This is a genomic window from Streptomyces sp. NPDC050145 (genome assembly GCF_044460245.1).
GTDB lineage: Bacteria > Actinomycetota > Actinomycetes > Streptomycetales > Streptomycetaceae > Streptomyces.
Window position 1 is genome coordinate 262,933 of record NZ_JBITJS010000008.1, and the last position, 20,833, is coordinate 283,765.

20 protein-coding genes and 1 tRNA gene are annotated in these 20,833 nt (G+C 73.6%); 6 read left to right on the forward strand and 15 right to left on the reverse strand.

Features of this window, described 5'->3' with window-relative positions:
* Window positions 1-75: 75 nt before the first annotated feature.
* The 5 genes from ACIBTU_RS18325 to ACIBTU_RS18345 form a co-directional block, all read right to left on the reverse strand.
* Window positions 76-720, reverse strand: coding sequence for a LuxR C-terminal-related transcriptional regulator (locus ACIBTU_RS18325; RefSeq protein WP_399127267.1), 645 nt, complete (start codon window positions 718-720; stop codon window positions 76-78).
* Window positions 711-2,465, reverse strand: coding sequence for a sensor histidine kinase (locus ACIBTU_RS18330; RefSeq protein ID WP_399127268.1), 1,755 nt, complete (start codon window positions 2,463-2,465; stop codon window positions 711-713). Before ACIBTU_RS18330 ends, ACIBTU_RS18325 begins: the two co-directional genes overlap by 10 nt.
* 88 nt (window positions 2,466-2,553) lie before the next feature.
* Entirely contained in the window at window positions 2,554-4,005 is a 1,452-nt protein-coding gene (locus ACIBTU_RS18335; RefSeq protein ID WP_399127269.1) for a glyceraldehyde-3-phosphate dehydrogenase, read from the reverse strand.
* Window positions 4,006-4,092: 87 nt separating this feature from the next.
* Window positions 4,093-5,271, reverse strand: coding sequence for an SGNH/GDSL hydrolase family protein (locus ACIBTU_RS18340; protein WP_399127270.1), 1,179 nt, complete (start codon window positions 5,269-5,271; stop codon window positions 4,093-4,095).
* Window positions 5,272-5,302: 31 nt separating this feature from the next.
* Window positions 5,303-5,881 (reverse strand): TetR/AcrR family transcriptional regulator, encoded by a 579-nt coding sequence (locus tag ACIBTU_RS18345; protein WP_399127271.1) that lies wholly within the window; start codon window positions 5,879-5,881, stop codon window positions 5,303-5,305.
* A gap of 82 nt (window positions 5,882-5,963) precedes the next feature.
* Here ACIBTU_RS18345 and ACIBTU_RS18350 point away from each other — a divergent pair, with 82 nt between their 5' ends.
* Window positions 5,964-6,455 carry an FBP domain-containing protein gene (locus ACIBTU_RS18350; RefSeq protein ID WP_399127272.1) on the forward strand — a complete coding sequence of 164 codons (492 nt, stop codon included), beginning with the start codon at window positions 5,964-5,966 and terminating at the stop codon, window positions 6,453-6,455.
* Between the two features lie 60 nt (window positions 6,456-6,515).
* Here the strand turns inward: ACIBTU_RS18350 and ACIBTU_RS18355 are convergent, their stop codons facing one another.
* The 3 genes from ACIBTU_RS18355 to ACIBTU_RS18365 all read right to left on the reverse strand — a co-directional run bounded on the left by ACIBTU_RS18355 (window position 6,516) and on the right by ACIBTU_RS18365 (window position 10,885).
* The gene (locus ACIBTU_RS18355) at window positions 6,516-6,872 is read right to left on the reverse strand and encodes a DUF4333 domain-containing protein (RefSeq protein ID WP_399127273.1); all 357 of its coding nucleotides are present in this window, start codon (window positions 6,870-6,872) and stop codon (window positions 6,516-6,518) included.
* A 95-nt stretch (window positions 6,873-6,967) separates the two neighbouring features.
* Window positions 6,968-10,084, reverse strand: a complete 3,117-nt coding sequence (locus ACIBTU_RS18360; protein WP_399127274.1) for an alpha-N-acetylglucosaminidase TIM-barrel domain-containing protein — start codon at window positions 10,082-10,084, stop codon at window positions 6,968-6,970.
* A gap of 138 nt (window positions 10,085-10,222) precedes the next feature.
* The gene (locus ACIBTU_RS18365; RefSeq protein WP_399127275.1) at window positions 10,223-10,885 is read right to left on the reverse strand and encodes a DUF6226 family protein; all 663 of its coding nucleotides are present in this window, start codon (window positions 10,883-10,885) and stop codon (window positions 10,223-10,225) included.
* Between the two features lie 116 nt (window positions 10,886-11,001).
* Here ACIBTU_RS18365 and ACIBTU_RS18370 point away from each other — a divergent pair, with 116 nt between their 5' ends.
* Together ACIBTU_RS18370 and ACIBTU_RS18375 are read left to right on the forward strand one after the other, a co-directional pair.
* Window positions 11,002-13,068, forward strand: coding sequence for a DUF4139 domain-containing protein (locus tag ACIBTU_RS18370; protein ID WP_399127276.1), 2,067 nt, complete (start codon window positions 11,002-11,004; stop codon window positions 13,066-13,068).
* 3 nt (window positions 13,069-13,071) lie between these two features.
* A complete protein-coding gene (locus tag ACIBTU_RS18375) occupies window positions 13,072-14,634 on the forward strand; it encodes a mucoidy inhibitor MuiA family protein (RefSeq protein ID WP_399127277.1) in 1,563 nt (520 codons plus the stop codon).
* Window positions 14,635-14,646: 12 nt separating this feature from the next.
* Here ACIBTU_RS18375 and ACIBTU_RS18380 read toward each other — a convergent pair whose 3' ends face one another.
* A complete protein-coding gene (locus ACIBTU_RS18380; protein ID WP_399127278.1) occupies window positions 14,647-15,213 on the reverse strand; it encodes a DedA family protein in 567 nt (188 codons plus the stop codon).
* Between the two features lie 290 nt (window positions 15,214-15,503).
* Between ACIBTU_RS18380 and ACIBTU_RS18385 the strand changes: the two genes are divergently transcribed.
* Entirely contained in the window at window positions 15,504-15,719 is a 216-nt protein-coding gene (locus ACIBTU_RS18385) for a DUF6243 family protein (RefSeq protein WP_399127279.1), read from the forward strand.
* Between the two features lie 168 nt (window positions 15,720-15,887).
* On the opposite strand, the gene ACIBTU_RS18390 is transcribed toward ACIBTU_RS18385, so the two are convergent.
* The 3 genes from ACIBTU_RS18390 to ACIBTU_RS18400 form a co-directional block, all read right to left on the reverse strand.
* Window positions 15,888-15,961 (reverse strand) — tRNA-Pro (locus tag ACIBTU_RS18390).
* Window positions 15,962-16,063: 102 nt separating this feature from the next.
* Window positions 16,064-16,609, reverse strand: coding sequence for a TetR/AcrR family transcriptional regulator (locus ACIBTU_RS18395; RefSeq protein WP_399127280.1), 546 nt, complete (start codon window positions 16,607-16,609; stop codon window positions 16,064-16,066).
* A gap of 15 nt (window positions 16,610-16,624) precedes the next feature.
* Window positions 16,625-17,230 carry a sugar O-acetyltransferase gene (locus ACIBTU_RS18400; RefSeq protein ID WP_399127281.1) on the reverse strand — a complete coding sequence of 202 codons (606 nt, stop codon included), beginning with the start codon at window positions 17,228-17,230 and terminating at the stop codon, window positions 16,625-16,627.
* 78 nt (window positions 17,231-17,308) lie between these two features.
* On the opposite strand from ACIBTU_RS18400, the gene ACIBTU_RS18405 reads away from it, so the two are divergent.
* Both ACIBTU_RS18405 and ACIBTU_RS18410 read left to right on the forward strand, forming a co-directional pair.
* Window positions 17,309-17,590 carry a hypothetical protein gene (locus tag ACIBTU_RS18405; protein ID WP_399127282.1) on the forward strand — a complete coding sequence of 94 codons (282 nt, stop codon included), beginning with the start codon at window positions 17,309-17,311 and terminating at the stop codon, window positions 17,588-17,590.
* Between the two features lie 12 nt (window positions 17,591-17,602).
* A complete protein-coding gene (locus tag ACIBTU_RS18410) occupies window positions 17,603-17,926 on the forward strand; it encodes a hypothetical protein (RefSeq protein ID WP_399127283.1) in 324 nt (107 codons plus the stop codon).
* Here the strand turns inward: ACIBTU_RS18410 and ACIBTU_RS18415 are convergent.
* The 3 genes from ACIBTU_RS18415 to ACIBTU_RS18425 form a co-directional block, all read right to left on the reverse strand.
* On the reverse strand, window positions 17,909-19,288 hold the full coding sequence (locus ACIBTU_RS18415; protein ID WP_399127284.1) for an MFS transporter: 1,380 nt from the start codon (window positions 19,286-19,288) through the stop codon (window positions 17,909-17,911). The two genes, ACIBTU_RS18410 and ACIBTU_RS18415, sit on opposite strands and share 18 nt — an antisense overlap.
* Before the next feature lie 104 nt (window positions 19,289-19,392).
* Window positions 19,393-19,752, reverse strand: coding sequence for an MmcQ/YjbR family DNA-binding protein (locus tag ACIBTU_RS18420; RefSeq protein WP_399127384.1), 360 nt, complete (start codon window positions 19,750-19,752; stop codon window positions 19,393-19,395).
* 89 nt (window positions 19,753-19,841) lie between these two features.
* Window positions 19,842-20,807 carry an alpha/beta fold hydrolase gene (locus ACIBTU_RS18425; RefSeq protein ID WP_399127285.1) on the reverse strand — a complete coding sequence of 322 codons (966 nt, stop codon included), beginning with the start codon at window positions 20,805-20,807 and terminating at the stop codon, window positions 19,842-19,844.
* Between the last annotated feature and the right edge of the window lie 26 nt (window positions 20,808-20,833).

The window sequence follows — 20,833 nt, forward strand, 5'->3', positions numbered from 1 at the left end:
GGGGGACCACGGGGGAGCACGGGGGACGGACGTCGTCTCCGGAGCGGACAGCCGGAACCTCTTGGGCGCGTGGCCTCAGCCGCGCAGGTAGGTGAGCACCGCCATCACCCGGCGGTGCTCCATGAGGTCGGGTTCCAGGCGCAGCTTGGTGAAGATGTTCCGGACATGCGTCTCGACCGTCTTGCCGCCGATGACCAGTTTCTGCGCGATGGCCTCGTTGGACCGCCCCTCCGCCATCAGGGTGAGGACGTCCCGCTCCCGCCCGGTGAGCGTGCCGAGCGGTCCGGCGTGACCCGGCCCCTCCATGAGCCGGGCGACGACCAGGGGGTCGAGGACGGTCTCTCCCGCCGCGACCCGTTCGAGGGCGCCGCGCAGTTCGTCGATGTCGGCGACGCGTTCCTTGAGCAGGTAGCCGAAGCCCTCGGGCCGGTCGGCGAGCGCCTGCACGGTGGCGGAGGTCTCGACGTACTGGGAGAGCAGCAGGACGCCGATGCCGGGGTGCGCCTCGCGCAGGGCGGCCGCGGCGAGCAGGCCCTCGTCGGTGTGGGTGGGCGGCATGCGGATGTCGAGCAGCACCGCGTCCGGCGCGTGCTCGGCGGCGAGCGCGAGCAGCGGGCCGGGGTCGCCGAGTTCGGCGGCCACCTCGATGCCCTCGTCGGTCAGCAGCCGGACGATGCCCTGCCGCAGCAGTGCCGAGTCCTCGGCCACGATCACACGCACGGCAGCTCCGCCCTGATCCGTGTCCCGCCGCCCGCGGGACTGTGTATGTGCAGTACGCCGTCGACGGCGGCGAGCCGGTCGGCGAGGCCGCGCAGCCCGGTGCCGCGGGCCGTGTCGGCGCCGCCGACCCCGTCGTCGACGGCCTCGACGACGAGCCGGCCGTCGTGGTGCCGCGCCGAGACGCTGACCGCGCGGGCGCCGGCGTGCTTGGCCGCGTTCGACAGGGCCTCGCAGACGGTGAAGTACGCGGTCGACTCGACGACGGGGTCGTAGCGCCGGGGCTCGGCCGCGACGACGACGGGCAGGGCGGCCTCCCTGGCCAGCGCGTTGAGCGCGGGGGCGAGGCCTTCGCGGGTGAGGACGGCGGGGTGGATGCCCTGCGCGATACCGCGCAGTTCCTGGATGGCGAGGCGCAGGCTCGACTCGGCCTCGTCGGCGGCCTCGCGCAGCTTGTCGTCGGGATGCTCCGCGAGCCCCTTCTGCACCCGGCGCACGGACATCAGGGCGAACACGAGCCGGGCCTGGGCGCCGTCGTGCAGGTCGCGCTCGAGGCGGCCGCGCTCCTCGTCGGCGGCGCGGACGATGCGGGTGGCGACGTCCTTGGCGCGGGTGCGCAGCCACACGTTCTCCAGCGCGAGGCGCAGCGCGGCGGCGACGGACGCGAGCAGTTCGGGGTCCTCGGCGAGCGCGCGGTCGTGGTGGAGCAGGGCGAGCGGGCGGCCGTCGGCGGCGCGGACCGGGGTGCGTCCGGGCCCCTCGGGGTTCACCTCGCGGCCCGACCCGTCCACGTATCCGCCGCGCTCCTCGCGCCACAGGCCGAGCCGGAGGGTCGGGTCGCCGAGCACGCGGACCAGCGCCTCGCGCACGCGCGCGGGGTCGGGGTCGGTGCCGACGTCGATGACGAGGCCGCTGACCTCGGCCCGCTGCAGGTGCAGGCGCAGCAGTCCGCCGAGGAAGGCGAAGGGGACGGCGACCTGGGCCAGGTCGGAGAGCAGATAGACGGCCTGCTCCCCCAGCGAGCCGACCTCACCGAACCAGGGGACGACGTAGAAGAGCATGTCCCACATGAGGAAGGCGACGGCGACGCCGATGCCGATCCAGGCGGGCAGCAGGGCGCGGCGGCGGGCGGCGGAGGCGTGCCGCCAGCGCTGGACGACCGCGACGGCGGCGACGACCGAGACCAGCCAGCCCGCCGCGTGGTAGGCGGCGTCGAAGGGGGCGAAGAAGCCGTCCCAGGCCGGTACGTGCAGCAGGTTCGGGCCGCAGTTGCGGCAGTCGAGGTAGGTGGCGCCGGTCTCCCGCGCGGGGTCGAACAGCAGGGTGCGGACCAGACCGCCGATCGCGACGAGCCCGTAGGTGAACAGGACCAGGCGGCGGGTCAGGACGGTGGTGAGGCGGCCCTCGGGGAAGGAGAGCATGAGGTGCAGGAGGATCGCCATGTTCAGCGCCTCCCACCAGGCGCCGAAGGCGAACAGGGCGGGGACGGAGGTGCCCTGGAGGTTGCCGAAGAACCAGGTGATGCCCTCGGCGACCATGAGCCGGCCGGTGTGGTTGGCGGGCCTGCGCCGCCAGGCGACGAGACCGGCGACGACGTACGCCCAGCCGACGGCCAGGTCGCGCACGAGGTCACTCGCGGACGCGCCGGCCCGTGCGTAGGCCCAGGATCCGACGCCGCCGGACAGCACGGCGAGGGCCGCGGCCCCCGTCAGCTGGAACCGAACCGTCCGCTTCCCCTGACTGTCCACGGTCACACGTTAAGCCATTCCTGAGAAGGGCACGGAAGCCGCCCCCGCGCGGGAGCGGGAGCGGCTTCTGTGGCGGGCGCGGGGACCGTCAGACGGTCGCGAGCGGCACCGGGAACGTCGGGTACTCGACGCCGGAGACGTGCTGGACGACCCGGATGACCTGGCACGAGTAGCCGAACTCGTTGTCGTACCAGAGGTAGAGGATCGCGTTGTCGCCGTCGACCTTGGTGGCGCCGGCGTCGACGATCGAGGAGTGACGCGAGCCGATGAAGTCGCTGGAGACCGCGTCGGGCGAGTCGGTGAAGTCGATCTGGCGCTTGAGCGGCGAGGTCAGCGAGATCTGGCGCAGGTGGTCGAGGACCTCCTCGCGCGAGGTCTCACGGCCCAGGCGCAGGCTCAGGATGGCGATCGAGACGTCCGGGACGGGGACGCGGATCGAGCTGCCCGTGATCGGCGCCTTCAGGTCCGGGAGGGCCTTGGCGACAGCGGAGGCGGCACCGGTCTCGGTGATCACCATGTTGAGCGGCGCGGAACGGCCGCGACGGTCGGCCTTGTGGTAGTTGTCCAGCAGGTTCTGGTCGTTCGTGAACGAGTGGACGGTCTCCACGTGACCGCGCAGCACGCCGAACTCGTCGTCCATCGCCTTGAGCGGCGGCACGATCGCGTTCGTGGTGCAGGACGCGCAGGAGATGACCTGCTCGTCGGGCTTGATCATGTCGTGGTTGACGCCGTGCACGATGTTCGGCACGTCACCCTTGCCGGGCGCGGTCAGGACGACCTTGTCGATGCCCGGGCGCAGGTGCTTGGACAGGCCCTCGCGGTCCCGCCACTTGCCCGTGTTGTCGATCAGGATCGCGTCCTTGATGCCGTACGCGGTGTAGTCGACCTCGGAGGGGTCGTTCGCGTAGATCACCTTGATCGCGTTGCCGTTGGCGACGATGGTGCTGTTCGCCTCGTCCACGGTGATCGAGCCCTGGAACTGGCCGTGGATCGAGTCGCGGCGCAGCAGCGAGGCGCGCTTGACGAGGTCCTGCTCGCCGCCGCCGCGCACGACGATGGCGCGCAGGCGCAGGCCCTTGCCGGAGCCGGCCTTCTCGATGAGCAGGCGGGCGACGAGGCGGCCGATGCGGCCGAAGCCGTAGAGGACGACGTCACGGCCGGAGCTGCGCTCGGCCTTGTTGGCGCCGGTGGCACCGGCGACGGCCTCGGCGGTGAACTCGGCGATGCTCAGACCGCGCTCGTCGGTCTTGTACGTCGCGGCGAGCATGCCGATGTCGATCTGCGAGGGCCCGAGGTCGAGCGAGGTCAGGGCCTGCAGGAACGGCATGGTCTCGATGACCGAGAGCTCCTCGCCGGCGATCTGCCGGGCGAAGCGGTGGGTCTTGAGGATGCTGACCACCGACTTGTTCACCAGGGAGCGGCTGTGCAGCAGGACGTTCACGTCCCGCTCGCGGTGCAGCTTCCCGATGATCGGGATCATGGATTCCGCGGTTTCCTCGCGGGTGTTCCAATTGGTGAACGAGTCGTCGTTGACAGTCACTGGCACATCTTTCGAGCTAGGCGGCGCTCATATGCTAACCCGACCGTCCGCCGGTCCGTCGTCGGCCCCCTGTCGGGGGCGCCTCGCTCACCGGTCGGCGAAGGCTCCGCCGGGCCCGAAGACCCGCTCGGCGAACCGCTCCCCGATGCGCCGGTGGGCGGCCGCGTCCGGGTGCAGTTCGTCGGGCAGGGGCAGCTCGTCGTAGTCCGCGGGGCCGTACAGCGCGAGCCCGTCGAGCAGGTGCAGGCGGCCGTCGCCGGCGGTGCGGCGCTGCTCGACGATCCGGGCCAGCTCCTCGCGGATGACCTCCAGCGTGAGCTTGCCGTACGCGCGCTCCGCGGGATCACCCAGCGCCGCGAACTTCAGCTGCCCGTCGGCGAGCGAGGCGAAGTCGGGGGCGCCCGGGCCGGGGGTCCGCTCGTGGATCGGGCAGAGCAGCGGGGAGACCACGAGCAGCGGGGTCTCGGGGTGCCCCTCCCTGATGGTGTCGAGGAACCCGTGGACGGCGGGGCCGAAGGCGCGCAGCCGCATCAGGTCGAGGTTCACCAGGTTGATGCCGATCTTGACGCTGACCAGGTCGGCCGGGGTGTCGCGCAGGGTGCGGGCGGTGAACGGGTCGAGGAGGGCGCCGCCGCCGAAGCCCAGGTTCAGCAGCTCGACCCCGGCGGTGGACGCGGCGAGCGCGGGCCAGATCGAGGTGGGGCTCGCGGCGTCGGAGCCGTGGCTGATGGAGCTGCCGTGGTGCAGCCAGACCGGGCGGCCGTCGGCGGGCAGCGGCTCGACCGGGGCGTCGGCGCGCAGGGCGACGAGCTCGGTCGTCTCGTTGTGCGGCAGCCAGATCTCGACGTCCTTGAGCGTGCCGGCGAGGCCGTCGAAGCGGAGGGTGCCGGGCGCGCCGGGCGTGTGCGCGAACGTGCCCCTGCTCATGTCGACGGTGATGACGTGACCGCCGGGCACGGCTCCCTGCGCGAGGAGCCGGCCGTCGACGACGAGGTCGTAGACGCCGTCCGGGCGGGGCGGCACACCGACGTAGGCGCGCTTGGTCGGCAGTGTGTCCAGTTCCACGACGGTGGCACGGGTGCGGAAGGCGACGCGGACGCCGGAGGGCTGGGACTCCGCCATGGCGAGCTGCCCGTCCGTGTTCTGGGCGCGGGCCCACGCGGGCAGCCGGTGCGGCATCAGGCCGCCGCGCTCCGTGCGCTCGGCTTCGAGGGCGCCGCGCAGGAGTGCGGGGGTCAGGTCGACGGGGATGAGGGGCGGGGTCATGGCGGGCCTCTCCGTGAGGGGGGTCGGCGCCCTAGGGGGCGTTCGGGGTGGGCCAGTTGCGCAGGAGGGCGTCGAGGGCGTCGAGGGTGCGGGCCCACGACTCGTCCGAGTCGGGCGCGCTGTGGCTGAAGCCACCGGCCGACTCGAGGCTCACGTAGCCGTGGAAGACGCTGCCGAGCAGCCGCACGGCGTGGGTCTGTTCGGGTTCGTCGAGGTCGTAGCCGCGCAGCACCGCCCGCGTCATCCGGGAGTGCTGCGGGCCCGCGCTCGCGGCGGCGGTCTCGGGGTCGAGCCGGAACTGTCCCGCCGTGTACCGGCCGGGGTGCTCGCGGGCGTAGTCGCGGTAGACGTTCGCGAGCGCGACGAGGGCGTCCTTTCCGGCCCGTCCGGCGAGGGCGTCGACGGCGCGGTCGGCGAGCTCCTGGAGCACGAGCAGCGCGATCCGCACCTTGAGGTCGTGGGAGCTCTTCACGTGCGAGTAGAGGCTCGCGACCTTGACGTCGAAGCGGCGGGCGAGCGCCGAGACGGTCACCTGCTCGAAGCCGACCTCGTCGGCGAGCTCGGCGCCCGCCTCCGCGAGCCGTTCCGCGTTCAGCCCCGCACGCGCCATGACGCCCCTTCCGCGATCCTCCGAAGTTCCGAAAACGATTATGCGTTTGCCTAAAGCTTTTAGGCAACTTAGCCTCGGTCTTATGAAGCCGCTGACCGAGCAAGAGATCCGCGCCTCGTTCGTGAACTGCACCAAGGGTGAGGCGAAGCGCCTGTCCGTGCCGCACGATCTGGCCGACCGCCCCTGGGACGACCTGGACTTCTTCGGCTGGCGCGACCCGCAGGCCCCGGACCGCGGCTATCTCGTCGCGCCGCTCGCCGACGGTCTGCGCGGCGCCGCGCTGCGCAGCACGCACGCGCCCTCGGGGCAGAACCGGCGCAGCCTGTGCCGGCTGTGTCTGACCGCGCACACCGGCGGCGTCTCCCTGATGGTCGCCCCGAAGGCGGGCAAGGCCGGCAAGCAGGGCGACTCGGTCGGCGCGTACATCTGCGACGACCTCGCGTGTTCGCTGTACGTACGCGGGAAGAAGGACGCGGGGATGGGGTCGCGGCTTCCCGAGACCCTGACCCTGGAGGAGAAGATCGAGCGCACCGTGGGGAACCTGACCGCGTTCTTCGCGAAGATCACCGCATGAGGTACGCGTCGAGGCCGCACCCCGCGCGGAAGCGGAGCCGGCCTCGACGGGTGTGACGCGTCAGTTGCCCGGCGCCGGGGAGGCCGTCTCGTCGGCCTGGATGTCGAACTTCATCTGCTTCCCCTCCACCGAGGTCACCTTGACGGAGACGCCGATGCTGCTGCCGTCGCTCGCGGTGAGCGTGCACCGGCCGGTGGCCCCGACCTTGCCCTCCAGGTCCTCGGGGCAGGTCACGTCCGGCTTCGGCTGACCGGTCTGCGCCGCGAGCGTGGTCGCGATCTTGTCGGCGACCTTCTCCTTGGACATCTTGGGCGTCGAGGAGCCCACGTGGGCCTCGACGGAACAGCCGGCGAGCAGCGCACAGGCGGCCACCGCGACGAGGGCCGGGACGCCTGCGGACAGTCGGGGCTTGATCATGAAGGGGTTCTCCGTCGAACGGTCGCGGGAGCGAATCTGCGGCTGGGACCACGGCAGCCTAGTGGCTGCCGCGGCGCCGCCGCGGGCCGACCGCGTCAGATCCTCAGCCGGTCGAAGGTCACGAGCCCGCGCGCCCCGCTGCCCCCGCCCGCCGCCGTCATGAACGCGCCCACGTCCTGCGCCGCCCCGGCCCGCGCGAGGGTCGCCGTCCCGACGGTGGTCCAGGTGGCCCCGCCATCGGTGCTGAACTCCCCCTTGTACGCGGTCCCTTCCCGCGTCAGCCGCAGCTCGACCGGAGCCGTCACCGAGCCGCCGCCCGCGGACAGGAACGTCTCCAGGCGGCCGTTGCCGTCCGCGTCCCAGCTGAAGACGACACCGTTGGCCGGGGTGAGGGCCAGGTTCACGAACCCGGCCGCGCCGTTCGTGGCGAGGTCGTCACGGACGACGATCCCGGCGCGCGCCCAGTTGCCGGTCCGGTCCTGCGAGAGGACTCGTACGGACGCGGAGCCGCCCGCGGCGAGGGCACCCGCCCGGTACACGGCCCCGAACTCGTTCGTCCCGCCCCACAGATCGGCCCCGCCGCCCTCGATCGCGAACGTGTCGTCCGCCTGCCCGAACACCGCGCCGTTGAACGACACGGTCCTGTACGGGTCCTGGACGGCACCCCCTGCCATGACACGCACCCCGGCGACGGCCGCACCCCGCGCCCGGCCGGACCGGTACGCGGCGTCGACGCGGATCCGGGCCACGATCTCGGCCGGCGCCCCGGTGAGCGTGAGCGTGAAGCGGCCGGTGAAGGTCGCGCCGGGCGCCACGGAGTCGGCGGTCACCGGCCCGTCGGGCACGGCGGTCAGCCCTTCGGGCACGTCGAGCGCGAGCGTCACGTCTCGGGCCGCCGTGAAGCCGTTGTGGTTGGTGAAAACGACCTCCACGGCGGCGGGGTGGTCCGCGGAAACCGTGCCCTGAAGGGCCTTGGCCCGCACCGACGCCTGGTCCGCGCCGTCGGCGAGGGTGTCGTGGATCCGGCGGGCGAGCGCGAGGATCGACCCGGTGGTGCGCGTGGGGTGCGTCTCGTGGCCGTGCGCCCAGCGGTCCTCCAGGGCGAACCAGTCGATCGCGGCGGGCTGCTCGCCCGATACGAGCGCGGCGGACAGCGCGTCGAAGTACGTCTTCCAGCGCTCGCGGTAGAGGCCGCCGACGAGCCCGGCCCACTCGCGGTTGGCGTAGTCGTGCAGGCCGCCGTCCTCGCTGCCCGAGCGGCCGCCCCAGGTGGTGACGATGGACCGGGCGTCGTACTCCAGGCGGTCGCGTTCGGCGGCGTCGGCGCCCCAGGCGCGCGCGTCGGCGATCCAGCGGCCGAGGAGGTGCTGCTCGGAGGTGGCGAGCGCCTGGTCGAGGAGGTCCGTCCAGGTGAGCCAGGTGCCGGTCAGCCGCTGGAACAGGGCGCGGTCCCCGGCCTCGTAGGCGGACTTGATCTGCGGGAGCAGGATACGGCTGCGGTTGGAGAGCACCTGCCGGGTCACGTCGAGCAGGTCGTAACGGTAGGCGGTGGAGCCTCGCAACTCAGGTGCTACGGCCAGCAGTTCGGTCAGGGCCCGGTCGAAGGCGGCCAGGTCGTAGCGTGCCGCGGCCGGGCTCCACGACGCCGCGTTGGTCGCGGTCAGGGAGGGGCGCGCGCCGAACAGGCCGTCGGGTGCCTCGCTCCAGGAGTCGGTGCGCCGGGTCCCGTACGCGGTGCGGCGCAGCACCTGCCAGGCGGCGGCCGCGTGCCGGTCGTCGCCCCCGTACCGGGCGGCGGCCCACCGGTCGAACCACCGGTCCAGGTCGACCGTGCCGGGCGTCCAGGCGAGGTCGGAGAGCAGAGCGAGGGCGGCCGGGTTGTTGTCGGCACCCTCGGGCATCGCGGCGATGCCGGACAGCTTGCTGCCGTCCTTGTCGCGCCACTTCGGGTAAGTCTCCACCCAGTCGGGGGTGTTGGCGCCGAGGGTGGTGTGCCCGCCGAAGTTCCAGATGCTGCCGTACGCGTACGGGGCGCCGGCCCAGTCGTGCTCGCGGTCGGTGACGCTCGGGAAGCGGTCGGAAAGGCCGTCGACGACGAGCATCCGGGAGGTGTCGACGGCCTCGACGATCTCGCGGCGCGGGTTGTTCTGCCAGCCGAGCAGCGCCCACACGGCTCCCGGCCTGGCCTTCTGCAGGCAGGCCTCGACGGCGCGCGCGGCGTCGCCGACGGGCACGTCACCGGCCCGCCCGCCCTCGTGCAGCAGGTCCATCTTGTACATGCCGCTGGGGCCGAGGCGCTCGCCGAGCCGGGCGTAGAACTCGGCGCCGACCTCGGCGAAAGCGGGAGTGCGCGGGTCGAGCCAGTCGGGCCGCTCGAAGCCGACCCAGGTGCCCTGCGGGACGACCTTCGCGCCGGGATTGCGGTCCGGGAAGCCGCCGGGGACGGTGCCGAAGTATCCGGGGAAAACGGGGGTCATGCCGAGCTCGCGGACCCGGTCGGCGACCTTGCGGCCCAGCTCGGCGCGCCGCTCCAGGAGGCCCCTGCTGACCGGTCCGCCGAAGCCCGACATGTTCTGCAGCAGCCACCAGGGCTGGTGCGCGGGCGCGGGGATCCAGGCGAGCAACTCGGCCTCGGAGTAGCCGAAGCGGCGGAAGGTGTCGTGGTAGACGGCGTCGGCGCCGAGCGTGACGAGCACTTCGTTGAAGCCGTGCAGGGCGAGCACGTCGAGCTCGCGCTGCCAGGCGTCCCAGTCCCGGTAGGGCCCGGTGTAACCCTCGTTGGTGTCGTTGAAGGCGAAGCGGTGGGCGACGTTCGCGCTCGCGGCGATCTCGCCGTCCGGGGCGGGGAGCCGCTGCGGCAGGTCGAGCTGCTCGCCGTTCCAGGTGACGGAGGCGTGCGCGGTCTCGCGGAGGTAGGCGTGCACTCCGGCGAGCAGGACGGCGGGGCTCGTCCCCTCGACGACGACGCGGCCGCTCGTCCCGGTGACCCGGTAGCGGTCGGCCGCGCCGGCGACGGGCCGCAGGGCGAACTGCCCGTGGTGGCCGGGGAGCAGGCGGCGCAGCGCCGCCTCGGCGGGCCCGGTGTCGAACCGCCCGTCGGACGCGGCCTGCGCGGCGCCGGCGCCGGGCGCGGGCAGGACGAGGAGGGCTCCGCCGAGCGCGGCGGTGCCGGTGAGCAGACGTCTGCGGGTGACACCTCTGTGGTCGTTCACATGCGTCCTTCCGGGGCGGCCCGCCGGTGCGCGGCGGCAGACGGCAGGAGAGGATGCAAGAACTTGATCGATCCACCCATTTTTCAAACAGGAACAGTCAGGTGTCAACGGGTCGGTCAATGGGTGGTCGAGACCTGTTCACACCGCTTCCCAGGCCCGCCCGACGACCACGTCGTACGGGGAGGTCCCGGCCCGCGCCTTCGTCAGCGCCCCCTCGACGCCGGGCAGCGGCCGCTCCCAGTCCGAGGCCGACCACCCGTCGAGCAGGGCCGTGACCGTGCGGCCGCGCCCGGCGTCGACGTGCACGAACTCCCCTGTGACGACGGCCAGTACGGCCTCGTCGAGCACCTCCAGGATGCCCGCGGAGCCGTCGTCGCAGGCGTCGCAGCCGCAGTCCGGGACCTGCGCGGCCGACACGGCGGGCTCCCCCGCGCCGACCGTCAGCACGGTCCGGGGCACGTCGTCGATCGCCCCGAATCCGAACAGGAGCGGCACCGCGCCCGCGCCGCCCAGCGGCCACAGCCGCACCACCTCGTCCACGGAGGCGCCGGGCTCCCCGCGCCACAACGCGCGGGCGGCCACCGGGATCCGTTCCTCCCGCGCGAGCCCGAGCCCGCACAGCACGCGCGTCCACGCCTCGGCGCGGGCGGCGAGGACGCGGTACTTCGCGGGGTCGAGGCAGCGCGAGTACTCCTCGTCGCGCACCTCGCGGTCGGCATGCGGATCGGGCCAGTGCGGAGTGTCCGCACCGGTCTCGGCGAACGCCTCGTCAACGGCCCTGAGCAGTACGGATCGGTCCATGCGGGGCACCTTACGCGGGCGCCGCGAGGGCTCCGCTTCGGTCGGGCGCGACGTAGGGTTCGAGACGGTCGGCCGCGGGCCGGCGGCGTACGGGGAGACACGGGGAAGGAGCGGCGATGACGGACACGGCGACAGGGTCGTGGAGTTCGGAACTCACGTCGGTGGTGGTGTACGCGCGGGGCGCGGTGTGCCTGCGGCTGAGCCGGGGCACCGTCCCGGCGGACGGCCGGGTCCGGGTGGCCGGGCTGCCGCGCACCCTCGACCACGGATCGCTGCGGGCCCGGGTGCTCGACGCGTCCGGCGTCCGCGTGACCGAGGCCCGGGTCGTCGTCGAGGCCGAACCGCCCGTGCCCCGGGCCCCGGAGGACCTGCGGCGCGAGGTGGAGCGCCTGCACGAGGAGCAGCGCGCGGCACAGATCCGCCGGGACCGCCAGAGCCGCCGGATCGACGAGGTCGCGGCGCTGCGGCCGGTGGCGCCGCCGCGCAGGCGGGAGGACCCCGCGTACCGGCGCACCCCGGTCGACGCGTGGCTGGAGCTCGCGGAGTTCGTCGACGCGCGCCTCACGACGCTGCACGCCGCACTGGCCGAACTGGACGAGCGGCTGGAGGTCCTGGAGCACGAGATCGAGCTCGCCACGGACCGGCTCGAACGCGCCTCGACCGACGCGCCGTCCTCTCCCGTCCCGACCACGGTCGCGGCCGACCTCGTGCTCTCGGGGCCCTCGGCGCCCTCGGGTGAGGTCTCCGTCGAGCTGGAGTACCGGGTGCCGGGCGCGATCTGGGTCCCCTCCTACCGGCTGACGCATCTTCAGGGCGAGGGCGGCGGGCGCCTGGTGCTGCGCGCCTCGGTCGCCCAGCGCACCGGCGAGGACTGGACCGGCGTGCGCCTCGGTCTGTCCACGGCCGATCTGCACCGGCCCACCGGGGTGCCGGTCCTGCGCTCGGTCCGTATCGGCCGCAGCCAGCCCGTGCCGGCCCCGTCCGGCTGGCGGGAGCCGCCTGCGGGGCTCGGCGAGCTGTTCACCGGGTACGACGCGGCGGGACCGCGGCCGGCGGCACCCGGGGCTGTCATGGCGGGCGGGGCCGCCGAGGACTTCGAGCTGGAGCCCGCGTCCACGTCCGCGGCCGCGCCGCAGCGTGCGCGTCGGGCGCGGGCCGGGGGCGCCCGGCCGAGGGCGGCCGGGTTCAGTGCGCCGCCGCCCGCCGCGCCGGCCGCGCCCGGCGGGATGCCTCCGGCGTACGGCGGCGCCCCGGTGCCTCCGCCGGCTCCGGGCGGTCCTGCCCCGGCCCCGCAGCCCCTGGCCGGAAGCCCTCTGCCTCCTCCCCCGCCCCCGCCGGTGCCCGGCCCCCCGCGGCCGAGCGACGCCGAACTCGACTACGCGGACCTGGTCCTGGCCGGCCCCGAGACCCCGGCCGCAGGACGCGGTCTGCTCGCGCCCGGCACCCCGGCCGACCCCGTGGCCGTCCAGTACCGGCGCCGCGCCCAGTCCGTGTCCGCGCTGGCCCTGCCCGCCCACGCGGTGCGCCCGCGCGAGTCGGCCGGTTCCTTCGACCACCGCTACGACGCCCAGGGCCCCGCCGACATCCCCTCCGACGGGACCTGGCACACCGTCACCGTCACGGAGCTGCCGGTCGGTCTGCGCACCGAGTACCTGTGCGTGCCGTCCGTCGAGGAGACCGTGTACGCGACGCTGGTGGTCTCCAACGCCACCGACCAGGCGCTCCTGGCGGGCCCGGTCGACGTCACGGTCGACGGGGATCCGCTGCCGACCACGGCGCTGCCCACGCTCGCGCCGGGCGGCACCGGCCGGATCGGGCTCGGGCCCGCCGAGGCGATCCGGGTCGCGCGCCGCACCGAACAGCACGAGTCGACCGCCGGTCTGCGGAACACGACCACCGTGCTCACCCACCGCGTCCACGTGGAGCTGGCCAACCGGCTGCGGCGCCCGGTCACCGTGGAGGTCCGCGAACGGGTCCCCGTCACCTCCGAGTCCGACATCCGGATCGAGGAGCACGCCGACTGGACCCGCCCGGCCGACGGCGAGGGGCCCGACCGGCACGTCCCGGGCACCCGCCTGTGGCGCGTCGAGGTGCCCGCGGGCGACACCGCCGTGCTCGACGGCGGCTACGAGATCCGGATCCCGGCCGCCAAGGCCCTCACCGGCGGAAACCGGAGGAGCTGACCCATGACGCAGAACATCCCGTTCGACGCCCCGCTGCCCGTCACCGCGGTGACGTGCCTGGAGGACCGCGCCCAGATCGAGCGCACCACCACGCTCGACCTGCCGGCCGGTGTCCAGCGCCTGCGTCTCGGCCCGGTCAGCGCGCTGGCCGTCGACCGCAGCCTGCACGCCGAACTGACCGGCGCCGACGCCACCGTCCTGGACGTCCGGATCGTGCGGGCCTGGACCCCGCGCGGGCCTCAGCCGCCCACCGAGGACGACTCCCCGCTGCGCCACCGGCTCCACGCCCTCACCGAGGAGCAGCACGGTCTGGAGCAGCGCCGCGACCGGCTGACCGCCCGCCTGGACGTGCTCGCGAAGCTGGCCACGGACCTCCTGCGCGACATCGCCGAGGGCGCGGGCACGGGCGAGAGCGAGCCGGAGCGCTGGAGCGCGGAGCTCGACCGGGTGGACGCCGAACGCGCCACGCACGAGGACGAACTCACCACGGTCACCGGCCGCCTGAGCGAGGTGACGACCGAACTCGACGAGACACACCGGGTGTTGTACGCGACCGAGTCGGAGCCCCCCTCCCTGACCGCCCACGTCGAACTCACCGTGGAGGCGACGGCACCCGCCCGCGCCGCCCTCCGCCTGACCCACCTCAGCCCGTGCGCCCTGTGGCGTCCCGCCTACCGCGCGACCCTCGACGGCGCCGAACTGACCCTGCAGACCGACGCGATGATCTGGCAGCGCACGGGCGAGGACTGGTCGGACGTCACTCTGACCCTGTCGACGGCCCGCTCCACCCGCGCCACGACACCGCCCCAACTCGTCGAGGACCGCCTCACCCTGCGGGACCGCTCGACGGAGGAGCGCCGCACGGTCGCCGTCGCCGTGCGCGAGGAGGACATCAGCGACCTCGGCCCGCTCGAGGTGTCCGGCCTCCCGGGTGTGGACGACGGCGGCGAGACCCGCGTCCTGCACGCCCCGGCCCCGGCGTCCGTCCCCTCCGACGGCCGCGCCCACCGCGTCCCGCTCACCACCGCGACGGCACAGGCCCGCACGGAACAGGTCTGCGCCCCCGAGCTGTCCCCTCTCGTCGCCCAGGTCGCCCGCTTCACGAACCCCACGGGCCACGCCCTGCTCGCGGGCCCCGTCGACCTGATCCGCGACAGCGGCTTCACGGGCCGCGGCACGCTCCCCTTCACGGCCCCCGGCGCACCCCAGGAACTGTCCTTCGGCACCGCCGACACCTACCGGGTCACGCGCCGGACAGAGGAGTCCCGCGACACGACGACCCTCACCCAGCGCACCGTGATCACCCGCACGGTCCGCCTCCACGTCTCCCGCTTCTCGCCCCCCGGCGAGACCTCCCCCGAGACCATCACCCTGCGCGAGCGCATCCCGGTCTCGGAGGTGGCGAACGTCGACATCCGCCTCCGCAAGGAGTCCTGCACCCCACCCCCGGACACCCTCGACCCGGAGGGCATCGCCCGCTGGGACCTCACCCTGCCGCCGGGCGGCCGGGCGACGGTGACGCTGGTGTACGAGGTGGTGGCGGGGGCGAAGGTGACGGGGTTGTAGGCGGGCCCGGCGTCAGCGCCGCCCCGACTCCTCACCCGCGACCGACTCGTCGCCCGCGACCGATTCCTCACCCGCGACCGACTCGTCGCCCGCGACCGATTCCTCACCTGCGACCGGTTCGGCAACCGGACCGGTCGCACGGCGGCGGCGCACCAGGACGAGTCCGCACACGACGAGAGCCGGCACCACGACCCCGGCCACGCCCCAGGCCGTGTGCCGGGTGAACAGCCACCGTAGGAAAGCGAGCGCCCCCGTCCCCACCAGCCCGTACAGCGTGGCCCAGGCCGCGCCGCCGACGAAGAGGGCGGGGAGGTAGCGGCGCAGGGGCATGCGGAGGGTGCCGGCGACGAAGTTGACGGCGGTCTGGAAGCCGACGGTCAGGAAGGAGACGGCGACCACCGGCATCCCCCAGCGCCGGATCGCCCGCTCGGCGCGCTCCAGCCGGGCCGCCGGGATCCGCTCGGAGAAGCGGCTGCGCCGTACGCCGGACCCGACGAACCAGCCGGCCGCGAACGTCGCCCCGGCGCGCAGCAGGATGACGGCATACAGCCCGGCGACGGTGAGTACGGCCCCGTCCACGACGCTCCTCATTCCCCCGTGCGCTCGGTCAGTGGGCACGGCACGCCGACAGCGCATCGAACAGCGATTCTACGGACGCCGCCCTGCCGGACCCGCGCCCGGGTCCGGCAGGGCGGCGAAGAGCTTGGCACACGGGGCCTGCGGAACCAGGTAACGTCTCCGGCATGTTCTTCCAGACGCCGATTTACAAGTGAGAGCGTGACGGGCCGCCGCTGAGGTCCTTCGGTACCGCCGCGCCCTCCTCCACCGATGAATCCGTAGATCACTTCACTTCACCACCGGGAGAACCCGTGACCGACAGCAAGAACATCAACAACCCCGTGGGCCAGGGCGGCGGCCCGCGCAAGCGGCTGTCCCGCGCCGAGCGGCAGAACAACGGCCCGCACCGCAACCGCGACCGCGAGAGTGCCGCCGAGAAGAAGGCGGAGCTGCTGCGCAAGATGCGCGAGAAGGCCGGCGGGGCCGAGGGCACCGCTCAGGCGGGCGACGACGCCGCACAGAGCTGACGCACCGGCCGCCGCGAGGCGGCACCGCATAACAGCAGGGCCCGGACCGCGCGTCGCGGTCCGGGCCCTGCTGTCATGTCGAGGAGCTCCCACGTCATGCCTCCGGAAACACCGATGGCCGCCCTCTCACGGATGAGAGAACGGCCTCCGACCTGCGTTTCCGCACAGTCGGGACGACAGGATTTGAACCTGCGACCCCTTGACCCCCAGTCAAGTGCGCTACCAAGCTGCGCCACGTCCCGATGCCCGCTGACCTGGGCTTTCACCCGGCCGCACGTGCACGGAAACCATACCGCACTCCGGGCCGTGGTCGCGCATCCCTTTCCGTCCCGGCAGGCCGCGGGCTACGGACCTGCGGTGATCAGCGCGACCGCCGTGCGGGTCAGCTCGCGGTCGGGCGGGGTGTCGTCGAGGGCGCCGTGCAGGGTCAGGCCCTCGATCAGGGCGTCGAGGCGACGGGCGGCGGGCGGGGTGAAGTGCTGCTCCAGGAGGTGGCGGCTGCTGCGCATCCAGGCCGCGGTCAGGGTCCGGTACTCGGGGCGCCGGGCGGCGAGGGTGTAGAGCTCCTGGGTCAGGATCAGGTCCCGGCGCGGGCCCTCGGCGATCGTGTGGATCAGCGACGTCACGGCCTCGCGGGCCTCCTCGGGGGTGCGGGCCGGGGCCAGGTGGCGCTCGAAGACCGCGACGATGTGCTCGGCGAAGCCGGTGAAGGCCTCTCTGAGCAGGTCGTCGATGCCGTTGAAGTGGTACGTCATGGAACCGAGCGGGACGCCGGCGCGGGCCGCGATCTTGCGGTGGGAGACGCCGGCGACGCCTTCGTCGGCGATCAGGTCGAGGGTGGCGGCGAGGATCGTCTGGCGGCGCCGTGGGTCCGTCTGTCCGGTGGCCATCGGGGGTCTCCGGGGTCAGACGGTGCGGACGGGGCGGGCCGGGTTGCCGACGGCGACGACGTTGGCCGGGATGTCGCGGGTGACGACCGCGCCGGCCCCGATCACGCTGTTGTCGCCGATCGTGACGCCGGGGCACACGATGGCCCCGCCGCCGAGCCAGACGTTGTCCCCGATGGTGATGGGCCGGGCGGCCTCGAGCTTGTCGCGGCGCGGCCCGGGCTCGACCGGGTGGGTCGGGGTGAGGAGCTGGACGTTCGGGCCGATCTGGCAGTCCTCGCCGATGGTGATCGCGGCGACGTCGAGGGCCGTGAGGTGGTAGTTCACGAAGGTCCGTGCGCCGATGGTGATGTTGCTGCCGTAGTCGACGTAGAGGGGCGGCCGCAGCTCCACGTCCTCGCCGACGGAGCCGAGCAGCTCGTCGAGGAGGGGGCGGGCTCCGGCCGGGTCCTCCAGGTGGGCCGCCTGGTAGCGGGCGGCCAGGCGCATCGCCCGCTGCTGGCGCCGGGCGATCTCGGGGTCGTCGGCGATGTAGAGATCACCGGCCTCCATGCGCTCCAGTTGGGAGCGCGGGTCACCGGTGAAGGGGTCGGGCGTGGGGCGGGGCGTCGTGGGCTCAGACATGCGTACGATCGTACGCCTTCGAGTGTACGAACGTACGCTCCAGGCGGGCGTAGTTCGCGGGCGCCTAGCCTGTGGCCCATGGGGTGGGAGTGGGACGAGGCGGAGTATCTCGACTGTCTGCGGTCGGAGCGGCGCGCGTACGCGTGGGTGATGCGGCACCACGGCGGGCTGTCCCCGGCGCGGGCCGAGGAGGCCGCCGCGGTGTGCTACCCGTACGAACCTGCCGATGCCCCGTTCCGCGGGCTCGTCTTTCATGACGAGGCGTGGCACTGGGCGATGACGGCGATCCACGGCGGCCAGTACGTGACGGAGCGGCCCGAGCTGGTCGACCCCCCGGCCGCCTACCGCGCCCTTGAGTAGGCTCCCGTCTTCGTGAGCCTCTTGATGTCTCGGGCCCGGGCCCGACTGACCCCCGGCACGGTCGCGGCGCTGGTCGCGGTCGGTGATCTGCTGGTGTGCGGCGTGCTGCTCCTGGTGGGGCTCGGCTCGATCGGTGCCGCGCCGACCACCGGGGCCGAGGAGAGCGCCGCCTGGGAGTCGGCCGGGTGGCTGTACGCCGGCTGGCTGGTCGGTGGGCTGGTGCTGTTCGCCGCGCTGTGGAGGACGCTGGGGGCGCTCGTGCATGTCGCGGCGATGCTGGTGTCGCCGTTCGTGGTCGTCTTCGTGCCGATCGGGCTGTCAGCTCTTCTCCGGTGACCGCTGGGCGGAGGCCTTCAGCGGTGAGGGCCGGGGCGTTCCCGCGCCGACCGGTGTCGCGTCCGCGCGGACCAGGCCTCTGATCGCCGGGACGGCCAGCAGCATCGCCGCGACCAGGACCGTCACCGCGCCGCCGGCGAGGAGCACGTGATGCGTGCCGAACAGACCGGCCGCCGGGCCCGCCAGCGCCTGGCCGACCGGGGCCATCGCGAGGGAGCCCGCGACGTCGTAGGCGTGGATGCGGTTGAGGACCTCGCGCGGGACCTGGGTCTGGACGCTGGTCGCCCACATGACGCCCCAGAACGACTGGCCCGCGCCGGCCACCGCACAGCCGGCCATCATCCACGGCACGGACAGGCCCGCACCGACCGTCGCGGGGAAGAGCGCGAAGCCGAACAGGGCGAGGGAGCCGGCACGGAGCATGCGGCGGGGGCGCAGGCGCAGGGCGATTAGGCCGCCGACGACGGTGCCCGCGCCGAGGGCCGAGTTGATCAGGCCGTAGACCCGGGGGCCGTGTTCCTGCGTGACCTGGGTCGCGACGAGCGGTACGGCGGGGCCCGAGGCGCCCACCATCAGGACACACCAGATCGCGATGACGCCCCAGAGCCAGGTCCGGGAGCTGAACTCCCGCCATCCGACGACCAGTTGCCGCTTGAATCCCTCGCGCGGGGCCTGGTCGTCGACCGGGACGGGCGGCAGGCGCAGCAGGAGGAGGCAGAGGGCGCTCAGGGCGTACGTGGCGGCGTGCGCGGCGAAGACGAGGCCCGGGGAGGCGAAGGCGACGAGCATGCCCGCGACGGCCGGGCCGGCGAGCTGGGCGCCGGACTCCGCGACGCGGATCGCGCCGTTCGCCGCCTGGACGTCGGCGGCGAGGCGGGGCACGGTGCTGGCGACGCCGGGCTGGAAGAGGGCGGAGGCCGCGCCGTTCACCGCGCCTATGACACAGATCTCCCAGAGCACGACGTGCCCGGTGAAGAACATGACCGCGGCGAGGGACTGCGAGATCAGGCGGGTGACGTCGGCGCCGATCATCAGCAGCCGCGTGCTGAAGCGGTCCGCGAAGACGCCGCCGAAGATCACCAGTCCGGCGAAGCAGCCGACGGACGCGGCCATCGCGAGGCCGACCGCGCCGGCCCCGTATCCGTACTGGAGCAGTCCCGCCGCGAGGGCGACGGGCAGCATCGTGTCGCCGAGCTTGGCGACGGCCCGCGCCGTGAAGAACAGGTTGAAGTCGCGGGACCAGATCCCGCGCCGACTCCCCTTCCGCTTCCTCTTCCTCGCCCTCTCAGCCGGCTCGGGGTCCCCTCCCGGCTCTCCTGGTTCCCGCGTACCGTCCCGCCCCCGTGACGACCCGCTGCTCATACCCTCCGGCTCCTCCCCGGTGCCGTGCCGCGCACGGCCGCACCGCCCGATCCCACCCCGCGGGCCGGATCATGCCACGCGGGGCGGAAAGGTCGCCGGGGATTTCAGTCCGTGGCCGGGCGGCCCAAGTGCGGGTGGGAATCGAGGAGTCGGGTGGGGGCGGCCTGGCGCCAGGAGTCGGCGAGGATGTCGCGCAGCTCGTCCGTGTCCTCCAGTGCGGCGAGGCGGACGCGGACCCAGGCGAAGGCCGCCTCGTGGTCCGCGATCCAGAACTTCTCCGGCTCGGCGAGCACCAGCTCGTCCCGCTCCTCCTTCGGGCAGCGCACCGCGATGGAGGTCTCCTCCTCCGGCAGCGTGGCGAACATCTTCCCCGCCACCCGGAACGTGGGCATGCTCCAGGCGGTCTTCTCGGTCGTGTCCGGGAAGGAGAGGGCGATGGTGCGAACGTCTTCTGCGTCGGGCATGGCGTCGGGCATGGAAGAAACCGTAACCAAGAGCACTGACAACGGCCCGCGTTGACGGCTCGGCCGGTCCCGGCCGTTCCCGGCCCGGTTCAGGGCAGGCGTTTGTCCAGCCAGGCCGTCAGGTCCGCCTGCACCTCGTCGCGGTTGGTCTCGTTGAGGATCTCGTGGCGGGCGCCCTCGTAGCCCTTCCAGGTGAGGTCGGTGACGCCGACGTAGCGGAGGTCCTCGAGGAGTTCGTGGACGAGGGTCATGCGCTGGTTGCAGGGGTCCTCGGTGCCGACGGCGATGTGGACGGGCAGGTCGGTGGGGATGCAGGCCACGTTCGCGGGTTCGTTGATGCGGCGCACCGCGCGGACCCAGTCCAGGGACAGGCCGGCGGAGAACGGGAAGCCGCAGCGGTCGTCGGCCACGTAGCGGTCCACCTCGTCCGGGTCGCGCGACAGCCATTCGAAGCCCGTCGCGTCCGGCTCTCCTTCGTACGGCGCGTTGAAGGAGGCGAAGAGGTCCGGGACGTACGAGGAGATCGCGGCGCGGCCGTGGCGGGCGATGTCGGCCTCCAGGGCGGCGATCGAGCCCTCGTTGTCGGCCCCGGGCAGCGAGCGGAAGGTGCCGGAGAGGACGAGTCCGGCGAGGTCGTCGGCGTAGCGCTGGGCGTAGTCGCGGGCGAGCATCGAGCCGAGGCTGTGGCCGAGCAGGACGAACGGCACGTCGGGGTGGAGCGCGCGGGCCTGGTCGCCGATGGCCTTGAGGTCCTCGATGATCGACAGCCAGGCGTCGACGGTGCCGGGTTCGGCGTCGTCGGTGACGCCGTGGCCTCCTGTGGTGGCGGCGGTCGCGCCGTGGCCGCGGTGGTCGGAGGCGATGACGCCGTAGCCGTGGGCGGTGAGGTGCCGGGCGAAGCGGTCGTAGCGCAGGGCGTGTTCCGCGGCGCCGTGGGCGATCTGGACGAAGGCGCGGGGGCGGGTGCCGTCGGGGAGCCAGGTGTAGACGGCCACGGCGGCTCCGTCGCCGGTGGTCAGCTGGCTCGTCACGTAGGCCGGGTCGGTGGCTGTCATGGGCGGCTCCGCGATCGGGGGGGGCG